Source organism: Streptococcus oralis, from assembly GCF_001588645.1.
Classification (GTDB): domain Bacteria; phylum Bacillota; class Bacilli; order Lactobacillales; family Streptococcaceae; genus Streptococcus; species Streptococcus oralis_AB.
The window spans coordinates 72,629-89,238 of sequence record NZ_LAYF01000005.1; the positions used below are offsets into that span (position 1 = coordinate 72,629).

The 16,610-nt window shown below is 38.7% G+C and carries 14 protein-coding genes and 1 pseudogene; 14 read left to right on the plus strand and 1 reads right to left on the minus strand.

The window, feature by feature from the left end; translation table 11 throughout:
* Positions 1-2 precede the first annotated feature (2 nt).
* Positions 3-395 carry a 30S ribosomal protein S9 gene (rpsI, locus tag A0739_RS05450; protein WP_000075969.1) on the plus strand — a complete coding sequence of 131 codons (393 nt, stop codon included), beginning with the start codon at positions 3-5 and terminating at the stop codon, positions 393-395.
* Positions 396-504: 109 nt separating this feature from the next.
* Here the strand turns inward: rpsI and A0739_RS10615 are convergent.
* Positions 505-654: pseudogene (locus A0739_RS10615) on the minus strand (tyrosine-type recombinase/integrase); the annotation flags it as partial.
* A gap of 222 nt (positions 655-876) precedes the next feature.
* Here A0739_RS10615 and A0739_RS05460 point away from each other — a divergent pair.
* The 13 genes from A0739_RS05460 (at position 877) to A0739_RS05520 (ending at position 16,381) form a co-directional block, all read left to right on the plus strand.
* Positions 877-1,842, plus strand: coding sequence for a hypothetical protein (locus A0739_RS05460; protein ID WP_061587315.1), 966 nt, complete (start codon positions 877-879; stop codon positions 1,840-1,842).
* 135 nt (positions 1,843-1,977) lie between these two features.
* A complete protein-coding gene (locus A0739_RS05465) occupies positions 1,978-2,490 on the plus strand; it encodes a GNAT family N-acetyltransferase (RefSeq protein ID WP_061587316.1) in 513 nt (170 codons plus the stop codon).
* A 287-nt stretch (positions 2,491-2,777) separates the two neighbouring features.
* On the plus strand, positions 2,778-4,745 hold the full coding sequence (locus tag A0739_RS05470) for a peptide ABC transporter substrate-binding protein (protein WP_061587317.1): 1,968 nt from the start codon (positions 2,778-2,780) through the stop codon (positions 4,743-4,745).
* 146 nt (positions 4,746-4,891) lie between these two features.
* Positions 4,892-6,853: a peptide ABC transporter substrate-binding protein gene (locus tag A0739_RS05475; protein WP_061587318.1), complete on the plus strand. Its 1,962-nt coding sequence runs from the start codon at positions 4,892-4,894 to the stop codon at positions 6,851-6,853.
* 194 nt (positions 6,854-7,047) lie between these two features.
* On the plus strand, positions 7,048-8,493 hold the full coding sequence (gene cpsA / locus A0739_RS05480; protein WP_061587319.1) for an LCP family glycopolymer transferase CpsA: 1,446 nt from the start codon (positions 7,048-7,050) through the stop codon (positions 8,491-8,493).
* Position 8,494: 1 nt separating this feature from the next.
* Positions 8,495-9,226 (plus strand): capsular polysaccharide biosynthesis protein Cps4B, encoded by a 732-nt coding sequence (gene cps4B, locus A0739_RS05485; RefSeq protein ID WP_061587320.1) that lies wholly within the window; start codon positions 8,495-8,497, stop codon positions 9,224-9,226.
* A gap of 8 nt (positions 9,227-9,234) precedes the next feature.
* Entirely contained in the window at positions 9,235-9,927 is a 693-nt protein-coding gene (gene cpsC / locus A0739_RS05490) for a capsular polysaccharide biosynthesis protein CpsC (protein WP_061426713.1), read from the plus strand.
* Positions 9,928-9,936: 9 nt separating this feature from the next.
* Positions 9,937-10,629, plus strand: a complete 693-nt coding sequence (locus A0739_RS05495) for a tyrosine-protein kinase (protein ID WP_061587321.1) — start codon at positions 9,937-9,939, stop codon at positions 10,627-10,629.
* A 22-nt stretch (positions 10,630-10,651) separates the two neighbouring features.
* Positions 10,652-12,019 (plus strand): sugar transferase, encoded by a 1,368-nt coding sequence (locus tag A0739_RS05500; RefSeq protein WP_061587322.1) that lies wholly within the window; start codon positions 10,652-10,654, stop codon positions 12,017-12,019.
* A 30-nt stretch (positions 12,020-12,049) separates the two neighbouring features.
* Positions 12,050-13,222, plus strand: a complete 1,173-nt coding sequence (cps2T, locus tag A0739_RS05505) for a beta 1-4 rhamnosyltransferase Cps2T (RefSeq protein WP_061587323.1) — start codon at positions 12,050-12,052, stop codon at positions 13,220-13,222.
* A gap of 3 nt (positions 13,223-13,225) precedes the next feature.
* Positions 13,226-14,383, plus strand: coding sequence for a glycosyltransferase family 4 protein (locus tag A0739_RS05510; protein WP_061587324.1), 1,158 nt, complete (start codon positions 13,226-13,228; stop codon positions 14,381-14,383).
* 2 nt (positions 14,384-14,385) lie between these two features.
* Positions 14,386-15,384, plus strand: a complete 999-nt coding sequence (locus A0739_RS05515; protein WP_061587325.1) for a Stealth CR1 domain-containing protein — start codon at positions 14,386-14,388, stop codon at positions 15,382-15,384.
* A gap of 34 nt (positions 15,385-15,418) precedes the next feature.
* Positions 15,419-16,381, plus strand: a complete 963-nt coding sequence (locus A0739_RS05520) for a glycosyltransferase family 2 protein (protein ID WP_061587326.1) — start codon at positions 15,419-15,421, stop codon at positions 16,379-16,381.
* Positions 16,382-16,610: the final 229 nt, after the last annotated feature.

Consider the following 16,610-nt stretch of genomic DNA (forward strand, 5'->3'; position numbering starts at 1 on the left):
GTATGTCACAAGCACAATATGCAGGTACTGGACGTCGTAAAAACGCTGTTGCACGCGTTCGCCTTGTTCCAGGAACTGGTAAAATCACTGTTAACAAAAAAGATGTTGAAGAGTACATCCCACACGCTGACCTTCGTCTTGTTATCAACCAACCATTCGCAGTTACTTCAACTGTAGGTTCATACGACGTTTTCGTTAACGTTGTAGGTGGTGGATACGCTGGTCAAGCAGGAGCTATCCGTCACGGTATCGCTCGTGCCCTTCTTCAAGTAGATCCAGACTTCCGCGATTCATTGAAACGCGCAGGACTTCTTACACGTGACTCACGTAAGGTTGAGCGTAAGAAACCAGGTCTTAAGAAAGCTCGTAAAGCTAGCCAGTTCTCAAAACGTTAAGAACCAGCTACAATACAGCATTTACAACACTTCATGGTTCACACCATGGGGTGTTTTTTTGATGATTTTTAGCAAAATTCACACCACTTTTCACACCAAATTCACACCATTACTTTTTAAGATTACGATAGGCAATCTCTCCAACAGCCATTGGAATAACATTCGAAGTATTGACATAAGTCTGTGTTGTACCTGTGTCGCTATGTGTTAGAGCTTTAGAAATATCTTTTAATATCATTCCTGCTTGTTTAGTAAACGTTAATTCGAGAGAATTACTATACTTGCAAAGAACACCTTTCGGGGTGTTCTTTTTCTTTTCCCTTCTTCTTATGGTATCTCTCATGTGGTATAATGAGACAAGGATTGTTCCTCGTTTTAGACGAGTTTATGGAATTCAGGATAAGTAGTAGGTGAGAAGAGTATTTCTGTCAGTCTCCTATACACCTGTTAACAGCTATCCAAAATAAAAGGAGATTGTAGATTGATTTTATTAGTATTAGGGATTTTGGTTTTACTCATTCTAATCTTAAAAAGGAAACAGAAAACTGCTAAAAAATCTGAGGGAAACGTCAAGAAAAGAAATTGGATATTAATAGGTTGCTTATCCATAGTGATCCCCATCGCAATCTTCACAGTGTTCAGTCCAATTTTTTCTCTAATGGATATGTGGGGGCTATTTGCCCATGCAAGTCGAACTGAGCTTGAGCAAGCTGTGCATCGTTCTTATCAAAATTACGGTCTTACAGGACAGTTTGAGTTAGAAAAATACGAGAAAAACTATACAAGCGTGGGAGGATTTATAATCCATGGTACCTATAGTGAAAATATAGCCGGAAAAACCTATCAGGTTAAAACTCGATTTAAATACTATACTCGTTTTTCGGAAAATAAAACATATAGAAAGACAGATGCAGAGGTTGATTACAAAAATGATAAAAAAATTTATAATGTTTTCCCAGAATTAGCCTATTTAGGGATTGAGGTTAGTCCAGGCACCAGCGAATTCTTAAAAACACTGGACAGTTCAATCAAAGATCCCAAACTGCCTGATTTGAAGTATCAAGGTATTGGTTTTGAATTTAATCGCCAATCTGATAATATCTATCTTTATAATGAAATATTAGAGGAAAATCAAAGCAAGGGTCAAGCACTGCAAGGAATGTATCCCATGGATGCTCAATATCTTTTCCAAAAAGAGATTTTTATACCAACATTTGAATTTCAGTATTTCGTTCCAAAAGAAAAAAGAGATCTCTTGTATGATGACTATCTTAAAGAGCTTGAAGAGCTCATGAAGGAATTTTTTGTCAACCAACCCTTACCAAGGGGTCTTTATGCTGTAAAGATTGCGAAATATAAAGAGGATAAACTTGTCAATGATAGTGGTGTATACTATGTGAGGATTGAAAATCGTCAAGTTGTAAAGCTGTTGCAAAAATTAGAATAGGAGTCGCTAGGGCTAGGTCAGTCTAATAATATTATTACTAAGAAGAGAAGGGGAGATTTGTCGGCTTAACCAAGATTTTAGCTGGTGTCAATATGAGAAAATTTGAGTGTGGATAATGATGGGAGGGGATTTTCAATGATCGGTTTAGAGCTATTGTCTGAAGCAAATAGTCTAGATGTATATGCTTTTGAAAAAGAAAATCGGGAGTATTTTGAGCGAAATTTACCTCCTAGACCAGCTAACTATTTTGATTTAGAAGGTTTTAAAGAAATTACAAGGGAATTGTTAACGGAACAAAGGAATCGTGCTGTCTATATGCATCTTATTAGAGATTCGCAAGGCGTTATGGTCGGAAGAATCAATTTAAGTGTCTTAGAGGGTAATCGAAAAACAGCAGAGCTTGGGTATAGGATTGGGGAAAATGTTACCAATTTAGGGTATTCTAGCGAAGCGGTTAAGCTCGTTTTAGACAAGGCCTTCACAACTTATGGTTTCAATAGAATCATTGCAGGAACGGCAAGGGATAATCTGGCCTCTCAGAGAGTACTTTTAAAAAATGGTTTTACCTTTAGTAGAATGATAGAAAATGACTTACAAATTCATAATGAGTGGATTCATACAGCAGTATTTGAGATAAGGAGGCCATAATATCATCAATTCCAGTCTATTGAAAAGGTTAATGGAGTCCTAATCTTTCCAGACATTCAAGATTTTTCTCTTGGATATCTTTTTTGTTCAGAATAGATAAGTGGTACTGTTTAAACTTGATTTTCCCAGTGGACAATCGTCCACTTTTTTTGCTTTTTGGTAAAAATTATATAGAAAAACCTTTAAAAAATATTTGTTAGAATTTTCTAAAAAATCTGGCGAAAGTTCTTGCTTTTATGAAAAAATAGGGTATAATGGTGAAAACACTATCTTTAAGGAGATTACTTATGAAATCGAAAAAGTGGCTCTTAGGAGCAGGTGCTGTTTTGAGTGCAGCCCTACTGTTAACTGCTTGTGGGCAAAGTGAAAAGAAAGCGGATGCTCCCAAGACTTTCTCTTATGTCTACGCTATGGATCCATCTTCTCTGGACTATAGTGTGACGAGCAAGAGCTCAACCTCTGACGTTATAGCAAACGTTGTTGATGGTCTTTTGGAAAATGATAAGTATGGGAACTTAATTCCATCGCTTGCAGAAGACTGGTCTGTTTCAAAGGATGGGTTGACTTACACCTACAAACTTCGTAAGGGTGTAAAATGGTATACTTCTGATGGAGAAGAATACGCTGAAGTTAAGGCCAAAGACTTTGTTACTGGGCTTAAACATGCTGCTGACGGAAAATCAGATGGTCTTTCTTTGATTCAGGATTCTATCAAAGGTTTGGCAGAGTATGTTAGTGGTGAGAGCAATGATTTCTCTACCGTAGGAGTTAAGGCTGTTGATGATTACACGGTAGAATACACGCTCAACAAACCAGAAAGTTTCTGGAACTCTAAGGTCACAACTGCAACCATGCTCCCAGTTAATGAAGAATTTTTGAATTCTAAAGGGAGCGACTACGGTGCACCAACCCCATCAGGTATCCTATATAATGGTCCTTATTTCTTGAAATCATTGACTTCAAAATCAGTCATTGAATATGAAAAGAATCCAAACTACTGGGATAAGGACAATGTCAAGATTGACAATATTAAACTAACTTTCTACGATGGATCAGACCAAGAATCTTTGATTCGTAGCTTTACACAAGGTGCCTATACAACAGCCCGTCTCTTCCCAACAAGCTCAAACTTTGAGTCAACTAAACAAGAGTACGGCGATAAGATTGTTTACAGTCCACAAGAAGCGACAAGCTACTACCTCACTGTTAACGTAAACCGCCAATCTTATAATAAAACAGCTAAAACAGACGAAGCTCAAAAAACATCAACGAAAGAAGCTCTTCTTAACAAGAACTTCCGTCAGGCGCTAAACTTTGCCCTTGACCGTCATTCTTATACTGCTCAGTTGAATGGTGAAGAAGGTGCGAACAAGATTATCCGTAACAGCCTAGTGCCACATGACTACGTTCAAGTGGGTGAAAAAACCTTTGGAGAGTTGGCTCAGGCAGAGCTCGTTTCATATGGTGACCAGTGGAAAGATGTGGCCCTTACAGATGGCAAGGATACGATTTACAGTTCTGAAAAAGCTAAGGCAGCCTTTGCTAAAGCCAAGGAAGAATTGCAAGCCAAGGGTGTTACCTTCCCAATCCATTTGGATATCCCCGTTGAACAAACAGATGTAATAGCGGTTCAACAAACCAACTCACTCAAGCAGTCTATCGAATCATCACTTGGTACTGAAAATGTCATTGTTGATGTCCTTCAAATGACCGATAATGAGAAAATAAGCATTACGTCTCAAGCCAAGGTTCCATCCCAAAAAGACTATGACTTGAACGGAACTGGTTGGGGACCAGACTATCAAGACCCAGCTACCTACCTCAACATCCTTGATGCTAAGAAGGGTTCTGCCCTTAAACACTTGGGGATCACTCGTGGAAAAGATCCAGAAGTGATGGCTCAAGTCGGTCTAGACGAATACAAGAAACTCTTGGATGATGCCGCAGCTGAAACAAGCGACCTCAATAAGCGTTACGAAAAATATGCTAAAGCTCAAGCTTGGGTATCGGATAGTTCACTTTTAATCCCAGTTGCTTCTTCAGGTGGCTCTCCAACTGTTAGCCGTACTGTACCATTCACAAAAGCATACTCTCAAGTCGGAATCAAGGGAGACCCATTTGTGTTCAAAGGTTTGGAGTTGCAAAATGACGTTGTGACTGCAAAAGAATACGAAGAAGCCTTCAAGAAATGGCAACAAGAAAAAATCGAGACAAATGCCAAATACCAAAAAGAACTTGAAAAACACGTCAAGTAATCTATAAATAGAAAAGGAAGTTGCAGGAAACTGTGCTCCCTTTTTTGTTTTAGACACCAGTTGTCATAAAGGCAGTAACTTTACATTTTTGAATAAATTTGATAAAATATGGTTATGTTATAAAAACTGACATAAAGGAGTGAATGATGATCAAACTGAAAAAAAGACTAATCGGGACAGGTCTTGTCTTAGCGACAGGGATTTTGCTCTCGGCATGTGGACAGTCCAACACAGATACTAGCACTTATTCATCAACATTTAGTGCGAATCCGACAACTTTTAACTATCTTCTAGATTATTATGCAGATAACACTGCCGTTATTACCAATCTCGTAGATGGTTTGTTAGAAAATGACAGCTATGGGAACCTCGTACCTGCTCTTGCGGAGGATTGGTCTGTTTCATCAGATGGTTTGACCTATACCTACAAGCTTAGAAAAGATGCCAAGTGGTATACAGCTGATGGTGAGGAATATGCTTCAGTCAAAGCTCAGGATTTTGTCACTGGGATCAAATATGCTGCGGACAACAAGGGGCAAGCCATGGATCTGATCCAAAATTCAATCAAGGGATTGAATGACTATGTGACGGGTGTGACCAATGATTTTTCAACTGTTGGTGTCAAAGCCTTGGATGATTACACAGTCGAGTACACCTTGACTCGACCAGAACCTTATTGGAACTCTAAGACAACCAATAGTATTCTTTTCCCAGTCAACGAAGAGTTTTTGAAATCAAAAGATAAAGACTTTGGTACCTTGACACCAGACAGCATCCTTTATAACGGTCCATATCTGTTAAAAGATTTCACATCAAAATCTTCGATCGAATATGTGAAGAATCCACACTATTATGACCATGATAAAGTAACCATTGAAAAAGTTAAGTTAGCTTACTTTGATGGGTCAGATCAGGAGATGACCATTCGAAACTTTGAAAGTGGTGCTTACTCGATTGCAGGAGTCTATCCAAATAGTTCGAACTATGCTAAGACAAAAGAAAAATACCAAGACAATATCGTCTATAGCTTACAAGACAAGACATCTTGGTACTTTAACTTTAACGTCAACCGCAAAACCTATAATCATACCGCTAAAACAACGGATGAACAAAAGAAATCAGCTCAAACAGCTATCTTAAATAAAAATTTCCGTCAAGCTATCAACTTTGGTATTGATCGAACAGCCTACTCTGCTCAATCTAACGGTGAAGAAGCAGCGAGCAAAACACTTCGTAATACTTTGGTTCCCCCAACATTTGTTCAGGTGGGAGATAAGACCTTTGGAGAAGTAACAGCTTCTAAGCTTGTGAACTACGGAACTGAGTGGTCAGGCATCAATTTGGCAGATGCTCAAGATGCTTACTTTAACAAGGAAAAGGCCCAAGCAAAATTTGCGGAAGCTAAAAAGGAATTGGAAGCCCAAGGTGTGACTTTCCCAATCCATTTGGATGTCCCTGTTGATCAAACGAATAAAAATGCGGTTTCTGGTATGAACTCGGTTAAACAAACCCTTGAAACAGTACTAGGTTCTGACAATATCGTCATTGATGTTCAACAGCTTTCTACAGATGACTTTGGAAATGTTGCTTTCCTAGCACCAAATCCAGCAGCTCGTGACTACGACCTAAACTTTGATGGTTGGGTTGGTGATTACCAGGATCCATCAACTTATCTAGATCCCTTCAATGCTGAAACTGGTTTCTATCTCAAAATTTTTGGTCTTGATGCCAAGGAAGACCAAGAGCTCATTAAGAGTTTGGGGCTCGATACCTATACACAACTCCTGAAAGAAGCAGATGCTGAGAATAAAGATGTCACTAAGCGTTATGAAAAATACGCTGAAGCTCAAGCTTGGATGATTGACAATTCTCTAGTTATGTCTGCTATGTCAAATGGTGGTACAGCCTCTGTAACCAAAGTAACTCCGTTTACACGTGCCTACTCCCTAGTGGGAATCAAGGGTGACGGAAATAATTATAAGTACATGAGATTACAAAAAGACCCTGTTACCAAGAAACAATTTGATGAAGCCAAGGCTAAGTGGGAAGAAGAAAGTAAAAAAGCTATCGAAAAGAGCCAAAAAGAGTTTGAAAACCACGTAAAATAAAAAAAGAAAGACAAGCTGGCACTATAAATTGCCCTTGTCTTTTTAATTTGTCATTGAAAAATGAAGTTAGTATAATTTTAAAGCAAATAAAGAACACAGAAGTGAATGAAAACGCTGAGAATGACGGGAATAAATGGAATTTCTTTCATAAATGTGATATAATAATCCTAATTATTAACGTATAGGGGATTAACATGAATAGACGTTCAAAGAGAACTCGTTCTGGCAACATGAAACGAAATATTAACATAGTCTTATTAACCATTTATCTACTGTTGGGTGGTTTTTTGCTGTTCTTGATTTTTAGACACAACATTTTAGCCTTTAGATACCTGAATATTATTTCTGCAGTTCTCGTTTTATTAGCTGCTTTAGTAGGACTACTGCTGATTGTTTATAAAAAAGCTGAGAAGTTTACGGTCTTCTTTTTGACGCTTGCCATCTTAGTTAGTTCAGTTTCTCTCTATGCTTTGCAACAGTTTGTCGGTTTTACCAATCATATCAATTCGACGTCAAATTACTCAGAGTATTCGATTAGTGTGGTCGTTTTGAAAGATAGTGAGATCAATAATGTGACTCAACTGGATACGGTTACGGGGCCAACAGAGACAGACAATGACAATATTCAAAAGTTGTTAGCAGATATTAAGACCAGCCAAAGTAAGGACTTGACAGTTGAGAAAGCGACTTCTTACCTAGCAGCTTATAAGAGTCTGCTTTCTGGTGAAACGAAAGCAATCGTCTTAAATAGTGTCTTTGAAAATATTATTGAAGCAGAGTATCCTGACTATGCTTCTAAAATCAAGAAAATATACACTAAAAATTTGATTAAAGAAGTTGCTGCGCCTAAGGTATCGAAGAATAAAGCTTTCAATATTTATGTGAGTGGTATTGATACCTACGGTCCAATCAGCTCAGTTTCGCGTTCAGATGTAAATATTTTGATGACGGTGAACCGTGATACCAAAAAAATCCTTCTCACTACAACTCCTCGTGATTCCTATGTTCCGATTGCGGATGGAGGAAACAATCAAAAGGACAAATTGACCCATGCAGGGATTTATGGAGTAGACTCGTCGATTCATACCCTGGAAAACCTATATGGTGTGGATATCAATTACTACGTCCGTTTGAACTTCACTTCTTTCTTGAAGTTGATTGACCTTTTAGGTGGTGTAGATGTTTATAATGACCAAGATTTCACATCTTTACACGGGAAGTTCCATTTCCCAGTTGGAAATGTCCATCTAGACTCTGAGCAGGCTCTGGGATTTGTTCGTGAGCGCTACTCTCTAGCAGATGGAGATCGTGACCGTGGACGGAACCAACAAAAGGTTATTGTAGCTGTTATTCAGAAGTTGACGTCAACTGAGGCTTTGAAGAACTATGACAATATCATCCAAGGATTGCAAGATTCTCTTCAGACCAACATGCCTTTGGAAACCATGATGGATCTAGTCAATACTCAATTGGAGAGTGGCGGGAACTACAAAGTCAACTCTCAAGACTTGAAGGGAACTGGACGCACGGATCTTCCTTCATACGCTATGCCAGATAGTAACCTCTACATGATGGAAATCGATGAAAGTAGCTTGGCTGCCGTCAAAGCTGCTATCAATGATGTGATGGAGGGCAAGTAGCATGATAGATATCCATTCGCACATCGTTTTCGATGTGGATGATGGTCCAAAGTCGATAGAGGAAAGTAAAAAACTTCTTAGAGAGGCCTATAGTCAAGGAGTGAGAACAATCGTTTCAACTTCGCATAGACGAAAAGGGATGTTCGAAACTCCTGAAGAAAAAATCGCAACTAACTTTTTGAAGGTTCGAGAAATGGCTAAGGAAGTTGCGGATGACTTAATCATTGCCTATGGAGCAGAAATCTACTATACGCCGGATGTTGTTGAGAAGTTAGAAAAGAAATTAATCCCAACCCTCAACGATAGCCGCTATGCTTTAATCGAGTTTAGTATGAATACACCCTATCGGGATATGCATAAGGGACTGAGTGATATTCTAATGTTAGGAATTACACCCGTCATTGCCCACATTGAACGTTACGATGCTTTAGAAAATAATGAAAAGCGCGTGCGAGAGCTGATTGATATGGGATGTTATACCCAGGTTAATAGTTCTCATGTTTTGAAACCAAAACTCTTCGGAGAAGCCTATAAATTTATGAAAAAGAGAGCCCAGTATTTCTTGGAACGAGATCTGGTTCACGTGATAGCAAGTGATATGCACAACTTGGATCACAGACCTCCTCATATGGAGGAAGCCTATGATATCATTGCCAAAAAATACGGTGAAAACAAGGCCAAGGAACTCTTTAAAGAGAACCCAAGAAAAATCATAATGGATCAACTAATTTAGGAGAAAAAATGAAAGAACAAAATATGATGGAAATTGATGTATTCCACTTGTTAAAAATTCTATGGAAACGAAAATTGCTGATTGTATTGGTAGCATTCGTGACAGGAGCAGTAGCATTTGCCTACAGTAGTTTTATTGTAAAACCAGAGTTCACTAGTACTACCCGCATTTATGTGGTCAACCGTAATCAGGGAGATAAGCCTGGTTTGACTAACCAAGACTTGCAAGCGGGATCTTACTTGGTAAAAGACTATCGCGAAATCATTCTCTCGCAAGACGTTTTAGAGAAGGTTGCGACTGATTTGAAATTGGATCTCCCTCCAAAAGGTCTAGCTAGTAAAATCAAGGTAACAGTTCCAGTGGATACGCGTATTGTATCGATTTCTGTTACAGACCGTGCACCTGAGGAAGCTAGCCGTATCGCCAACTCTTTGAGAGAGGTTGCGGCTCAAAAAATCATCAGTGTTACGCGAGTTTCAGATGTTACAACGCTTGAAGAAGCACGTCCTGCAACATCACCATCTTCACCAAACATTCGTCGCAATACCATGGTTGGACTTCTTGCTGGAGCGGTTATAATGGTTGTCACTGTTCTCCTAGTTGAACTCTTGGATACACGAGTAAAACGTCCAGAAGATATCGAAGATGTTTTGCAGATCGCACTCTTAGGAGTTGTTCCAAACTTGGATAAATTAAGATAGGAGAGAGATATGCCAACATTAGAAATTGCACAAAAAAAATTAGATTTGGCGAGAAAAGCTGAAGAGTATTACAATGCGCTTCGTACCAATATACAACTGAGTGGGAATAACTTGAAAGTGATTGCGATCACGTCTGTGAAACCAGGGGAAGGAAAATCAACAACTTCTACCAATATTGCTTGGGCTTTCGCGCGTGCAGGCTATAAGACACTGTTGATCGATGCGGATATTCGTAATTCTGTCATGTCAGGTGTTTTTAAATCACGTGAGAAGATTACAGGACTAACAGAGTTCTTATCTGGGACGACAGATCTATCACAAGGGCTATGTGACACCAATGTTGAAAACTTGTTTGTTATTCAAGCAGGTTCTGTATCACCAAACCCAACAGCCTTGCTACAAAGTGAAAACTTTGCAACCATGCTTGATACCTTGCGCAAGTACTTTGATTACATCATCGTGGATACTGCTCCGATTGGAGTTGTTATCGATGCAGCAATTATCACGCAGCAGTGTGACGCTTCTGTTTTGGTAACGGCAGTAGGTGAAACAAATCGTCGTGATGTCCAAAAAGCTAAAGAACAACTCGAACAAACAGGAAAACCATTCTTAGGAATTGTGCTTAATAAACTCAATACTTCAGTTGAAAAATATGGCTCCTATGGAGCATATGGAAACTATGGGAATTATGGCAAAAAATAATAAATAGTTTAGGGAAGATATTATGGAAGAAAAGGGATTGAAGATTACTTTGGCGGTAATCCAGAGTTTTCTTGTCATTTTATTAGCTTATTTACTTAGTTTTGTTAAGGAAACAGAGATTGTAAATACTTCTGTTATTATCTTGTTCATTCTTCATTTTTTTATTTTTTATATCAGTGATTATGGGCATGATTTTTTTAAAAGGGGTTATTTAGCAGAGTTTATCAACACGACAAAGTATATCGTGTTCTTTGCTTTAGCTATCAGTATTTCGAATTTTTTCTTAGAAGATCGTTTTAGTATCTCTAGACGAGGGATGATTTATTTTTTGACAATACATTCCATCTTGCTTTATCTGTTGAATTTATTAATTAAACGAAATTGGAAACGGCTGTTCCCAAACTTAAAAGGAAGAAAGAAAGTCTTTTTAATAACGGCAACTTCTAGAGTTGAGAAAGTTATGGATAAATTAATAGAAGCAAGTGACATTCTATGGGATTTAGAAGCAGTTAGTGTCTTAGATCAGCCCAACTTCCATCATGAACATTTAAAAGTCATTCCTGCTGAAAATATTTTAGACTATGCAACTCATGAAGTTGTTGATGAAGTTTTTATCAATTTACCAAGTGAAGAATATAATATTGAAGATTATATTTCCCTCTTTGAAACGATGGGGATAGATGTGACAGTTAATCTCAATGCTTTTAACGATAATTTAGGTAGTGATAAAAAAATTCGTGAAATGGCAGGTTTGAATGTCGTAACTTTTTCAACAAAATTTTATAAGACTAGTCATGTGATCGCTAAGCGGATTATTGATATTTGTGGTTCGATTGTCGGACTGGTTATTTGTGGTTTGGTGAGTATTGTTTTGGTTCCAATGATTCGACAAGATGGTGGGCCAGCGATTTTTTCTCAAACGCGTATTGGAAAAAATGGTCGACATTTCACTTTCTATAAATTTAGATCTATGTGCGTGAATGCTGAGCAGCGGAAACAAGAACTTTTGGCGCAAAATACTATGCAAGGGGGCATGTTTAAGGTCGATGATGATCCTCGTATCACTCCAATTGGTCGCTTTATTCGTAAGACCAGCCTAGATGAGTTACCGCAGTTTTGGAATGTTTTAATGGGAGATATGAGTCTGGTCGGAACCCGTCCCCCAACAGTGGATGAGTATGAAAAATATACACCTGAGCAAAAACGTCGATTGAGTTTTAAACCTGGGATAACAGGCTTGTGGCAAGTCAGCGGGCGAAGTGAGATCAAGGATTTCAATGAAGTTGTTAAATTAGATGTGGCTTATATTGATGATTGGACTATTTGGAAAGATATTGAAATATTGTTAAAGACCGTTAAAGTTGTATTTATGAGAGATGGGGCAAAGTAATTTCTGCCCTTCAGTCCTGTTAGGAGAGAGATGAAAAAGTCAGTTTATATCATTGGTTCAAAGGGGATTCCTGCCAAGTATGGAGGATTTGAAACCTTTGTTGAAAAATTAACCGAATATCAAAAAGACAGCAACATACAATACTATGTTGCTTGTATGCGTGAAAATTCAGCCAAGTCTGGTATTACGGAAGACCAGTTTGAGCACAATGGAGCCATTTGCTTCAACATCGATGTACCCAATATCGGACCGGCCCGCGCCATCGCTTACGATATTGCAGCGGTCAACAAGGCTATTGAATTGGCTAAGGAAAACAAGGACGAGGCTCCCATTTTTTACATTCTAGCTTGTCGCATCGGTCCTTTTATTTCTGGACTTAAGAAAAAAATTCGTGCGATCGGTGGCTCTTTGCTGGTAAATCCTGATGGCCATGAATGGCTGCGAGCAAAGTGGAGCCTGCCAGTTCGTAAGTACTGGAAATTTTCAGAGCAGCTCATGGTTAAACATGCAGATTTATTGGTCTGCGACAGTAAAAATATTGAACAATATATCCAAGAGGATTATAAGCAGTATCAACCAAAGACCACTTATATTGCCTATGGGACAGATACAGCTCCTTCAATCCTGAAAGCAGAAGATGCCAAAGTTCGGAATTGGTATCAGGAAAAAGGAGTCAGCGAAAATGGCTATTATCTAGTAGTGGGACGATTTGTTCCTGAAAATAACTACGAAGCCATGATTCGTGAATTTATAAAGTCCAAGTCCAAAAAGGACTTTGTTCTCATCACAAATGTGGAGCAGAATAAATTTTACGACCAGTTGTTACGGGATACTGGTTTTGACAAAGATCCTAGAGTCAAATTTGTCGGTACTGTCTATGACCAAGAGTTGCTCAAGTACATCCGTGAAAATGCCTTTGCCTATTTCCATGGGCATGAGGTTGGAGGAACCAACCCTTCTCTATTGGAAGCTTTAGCATCCACCAAACTAAATTTGTTGCTAGATGTTGGCTTTAACCGTGAGGTTGGTGAAGACGGGGCCATTTATTGGAAAAAAGATGAGTTGGAACGTGTCATTGAGGAAGTAGAAGGATTTGATCAGGTAGCAATAACTGAGTTGGATTTCAAGTCAAGTCAAAGAATTCTCTCAGCTTTCACATGGGAAAAGATTGTGTCAGATTATGAAGAAGTGTTTAAAGGATAGGGAATGAAACGGATTTTATACTTGCATGCTGGTGCAGAAATGTATGGAGCAGATAAGGTTTTATTGGAATTGATCAAAGGATTGGATTCCAAAGAATTTGAAGCTCACGTCATCTTGCCAAATGACGGTGTTTTAGTCGAGGCTTTGCGCCAAGTTGGAGCTAAGGTCAGCGTGTTGGATTATCCGATTTTACGTAGAAAATACTTTAATCCTAAAGGCATTGCCGACTATATTCGCTCTTATAATTTCTATGCCAAGCAAATCGCCCTCTATGCTCGAGAACACAGTATAGATATGGTTCACAATAATACAGCGGCTGTTTTGGAGGGCATCTATTTGAAACGCAAGCTCAAGCTGCCTTTGATTTGGCATGTTCATGAGATTATCGTCAAACCCAAAGCTATTTCTGACTTTATCAATATGCTCATGGGACGATATGCAGACAAGATTGTGACGGTGTCCCAAGCGGTCGCTAATCATATCAAGCAGTCTCCCTTTATCAAAGATAGCCAAGTGGAAGTGATTTATAACGGTGTTGATAATGCTGTCTATTATCCAATGGATGCGTCTTCTATTCGTGAAAAATTTGACATTGCGCAAGATGCACTTGTGATTGGCATGATTGGTCGGATCAATGCTATCAAAGGACAAAATGATTTCATAGAAGCAGTCGAGCCACTTTTGGAAAAGAATGAGCAAGCGGTGGCTTTCCTAGCTGGAGGTGTTTTTCCTGGTGAAGAATGGCGCTTAGAAGAACTAGATAAGAGAATAGCTTCTTCATCTGTTGTGTCACAAATTCATCGTATTGATTACTACGATAAGACTTCTGAACTTTATAATATGTTTGATATCTTTGTCTTACCAAGTATAAAACCTGATTCCCTACCTACAGTAGTCCTAGAAGCCATGGCTTGTTCAAAACCAGTTGTTGGCTATAACAATGGGGGAATAGCTGAAATGGTAGTAGATGACAAAAGTGGTTGCTTAGTCAAACCAAATCGTCCTCAAGAACTTTCTAATGCCATTTCTCTCTTACTAGATAGTTCTGAAAAAAGAGAAAAATTTGGGCGAGTAGGATATCAGAGACAAAAAGAGCTGTTTTCTTTGAAGAGTTACATCAAGAACTTTTCGGAGTTGTATAAAACAGATAGAAAAGATTAGTTATGAATAAAATAGATTTTGTTGTGACTTGGGTTGATGGGAATGATCCCGTGTGGCAAGAAAAAAAATCAAGCTATGATGGCTCGGTTAATACTTCTAAACAGAGTATGAATTCAGTCAAGGCTTACCGAGAATGGGGGACCTTTAAATATTGGTTTAGAGGAGTTGAAAAATTTGCTCCTTGGGTCAATAAGGTCTACCTCGTGACCGACCAGCAAAAGCCAAGCTGGTTAGATATAAATAGTGAAAAATTGGTGTTGGTAGATCATACAGAGATTATCTGTAATGACTACCTGCCAGTTTTTTCTGCCAATCCTATCGAAAGTAACATCCATCGAATCCCTGGTCTCTCAGAGCATTTTGTTTTTTTTAATGATGATATGTATTTGACAGCTCCAGTCGAGCCGACAGATTTTTTCTCAGAGGATGGTTTACCCAAATATAATACGGCTCTTTCACCGATTATTCCTGAGCGATATGGAACGGGGAATTTTCAGATAAATGACATGGAGATTGTCACTAGCTATTTCAGTCGAAATGAAATTTTGAAGAATGGCCAATTCTTTGATCCAAAGCAGGGATTAAAAAGTATCGTTAAGTCGCTACTATACAGAAATAGTCAGTTTATCTGTGGTTTCTGGGAGAGTCATCTGCCCTATCCTCTACTAAGATCAACGATGAACTTGGTATGGGAAAAGGAAAAAGCTGTCTTGGAAAGAACCTCGGCTAGTCGCTTTAGAAATCCTTCTGATACCAATGTTTGGCTCTTTAAGTATTGGCAGATTGCAAGTGGTCAATACGCTATCGGAAATCCTAAGTTGGGAGGACTCTTTTCTTTGGATAATGCTGGACCAGATTTTTGGAAGATACTAAATTCTGGCAAATACCAAATTATGTGTATCAATGATGGATTTAACATTCAAGACGAGGAGCAGGTGATGACAGACTTTATCAAGGCTATGGATCAACTGCTTCCAGATAGAAGTTCATTTGAGATTTAAACTGTAAAACTAAGTAAGAGAAAGAAAAGAAAATATGATTTCGGTAATTGTGCCTGTTTATAATGTGGAGGACTACCTTCATTATGCCATGGAGAGTTTGGAACATCAGACTTACAAGGATATGGAAGTCCTCTTGATTGATGACGGCTCGAGTGATGGCTCAGGACACTTGTGTGACCAGTATGCCCAGCAATATGATTGGGTGACTAGCTACCATAAGGTCAACGGTGGCTTGTCTGATGCTCGGAACTATGGGGTCTTGAAAGCCAAGGGCGACTGGATTACTTTCCTAGATCCAGACGACTATCTGGAACCCTGCGCCTTGGAACTGCTAGCAGAGCTACAAAGTCGTACCCAAGCAGATATGGTGAGTGGCAAAGTAGAGCCAACAGCTCACTATCATCGTTTTCAAAATTTTCACTTGGATCAGCTTGATTTAGACCAAGTTAAGGTCTATGACAAGGCAAAGGCACTGACTGAGATGCTTTATGGAGACCTTGTAACGGTCTCTGCTTGTGGGAAACTCTATCGGAAAGAACTTCTTGAGAAAGCTCCCTTCCCCAAGGGGCGCATCTACGAAGACCTCTATGTTATCAGTGAGCATCTCAATCAAGCCCAATCCGTGGCTTTGTACCATCTTCCGATTTACCATTATTACCATAGACCTGGTAGCATTACTGCCTCGGCTTTCACGTCAAAACAATACGAGTTTTACGAAGCAATTGATCATTTAAAAGAGGTTGTGAATGCAACCTATCCTGAGAGTTCAGAACTCCAAGAAGCCATCATTTCACGCTTCTTTACAGGAAGTCTTCTTATCTTTACGATGATTAAGGATGGGGATTCGGTAGAATTCAAGAGACTTCAGGAGAAAACCAGGCCTTATTTGCCACTTGTTTTGAAGAATGCTAGAGTTAGTAAGAAACGTAAGATTCTCTATGTTTTGATTAGTAGGTATCCGCGGCTCTATTATCAATTTAAAAAGTGGAAGAAATAAACGACTGAATGTAAGAAGTTCAGATGAAATATCAACTGGAAAAATTAGAAAAAGTTGACCAGCTGATGTCAATATGGGGCATTTATGATGAACAATTTGTTGATCAAATAAAACTCGTATTCTAATGAGTAATATTCAAAATATTTCAGCTCAAAAAATACCTCTTCTTTTGAAACACCAATATTTTGAAAAATTGTGTGTAAACAAAGAGATGATTATTTTGACAAAA

What these genes read in the sequence shown, in the direction of transcription:
- rpsI (WP_000075969.1), top strand. Translation starts at nt 3, where the DNA reads ATGTCACAAGCACAATATGCAGGTACTGGACGTCGTAAAAACGCTGTT.
- A0739_RS05465 (WP_061587316.1), top strand. Translation starts at nt 1,978, where the DNA reads ATGATCGGTTTAGAGCTATTGTCTGAAGCAAATAGTCTAGATGTATAT.
- A0739_RS05470 (WP_061587317.1), top strand. Translation starts at nt 2,778, where the DNA reads ATGAAATCGAAAAAGTGGCTCTTAGGAGCAGGTGCTGTTTTGAGTGCA.
- A0739_RS05475 (WP_061587318.1), top strand. Translation starts at nt 4,892, where the DNA reads ATGATCAAACTGAAAAAAAGACTAATCGGGACAGGTCTTGTCTTAGCG.
- cpsA (WP_061587319.1), top strand. Translation starts at nt 7,048, where the DNA reads ATGAATAGACGTTCAAAGAGAACTCGTTCTGGCAACATGAAACGAAAT.
- cps4B (WP_061587320.1), top strand. Translation starts at nt 8,495, where the DNA reads ATGATAGATATCCATTCGCACATCGTTTTCGATGTGGATGATGGTCCA.
- cpsC (WP_061426713.1), top strand. Translation starts at nt 9,235, where the DNA reads ATGAAAGAACAAAATATGATGGAAATTGATGTATTCCACTTGTTAAAA.
- A0739_RS05495 (WP_061587321.1), top strand. Translation starts at nt 9,937, where the DNA reads ATGCCAACATTAGAAATTGCACAAAAAAAATTAGATTTGGCGAGAAAA.
- A0739_RS05500 (WP_061587322.1), top strand. Translation starts at nt 10,652, where the DNA reads ATGGAAGAAAAGGGATTGAAGATTACTTTGGCGGTAATCCAGAGTTTT.
- cps2T (WP_061587323.1), top strand. Translation starts at nt 12,050, where the DNA reads ATGAAAAAGTCAGTTTATATCATTGGTTCAAAGGGGATTCCTGCCAAG.
- A0739_RS05510 (WP_061587324.1), top strand. Translation starts at nt 13,226, where the DNA reads ATGAAACGGATTTTATACTTGCATGCTGGTGCAGAAATGTATGGAGCA.
- A0739_RS05515 (WP_061587325.1), top strand. Translation starts at nt 14,386, where the DNA reads ATGAATAAAATAGATTTTGTTGTGACTTGGGTTGATGGGAATGATCCC.
- A0739_RS05520 (WP_061587326.1), top strand. Translation starts at nt 15,419, where the DNA reads ATGATTTCGGTAATTGTGCCTGTTTATAATGTGGAGGACTACCTTCAT.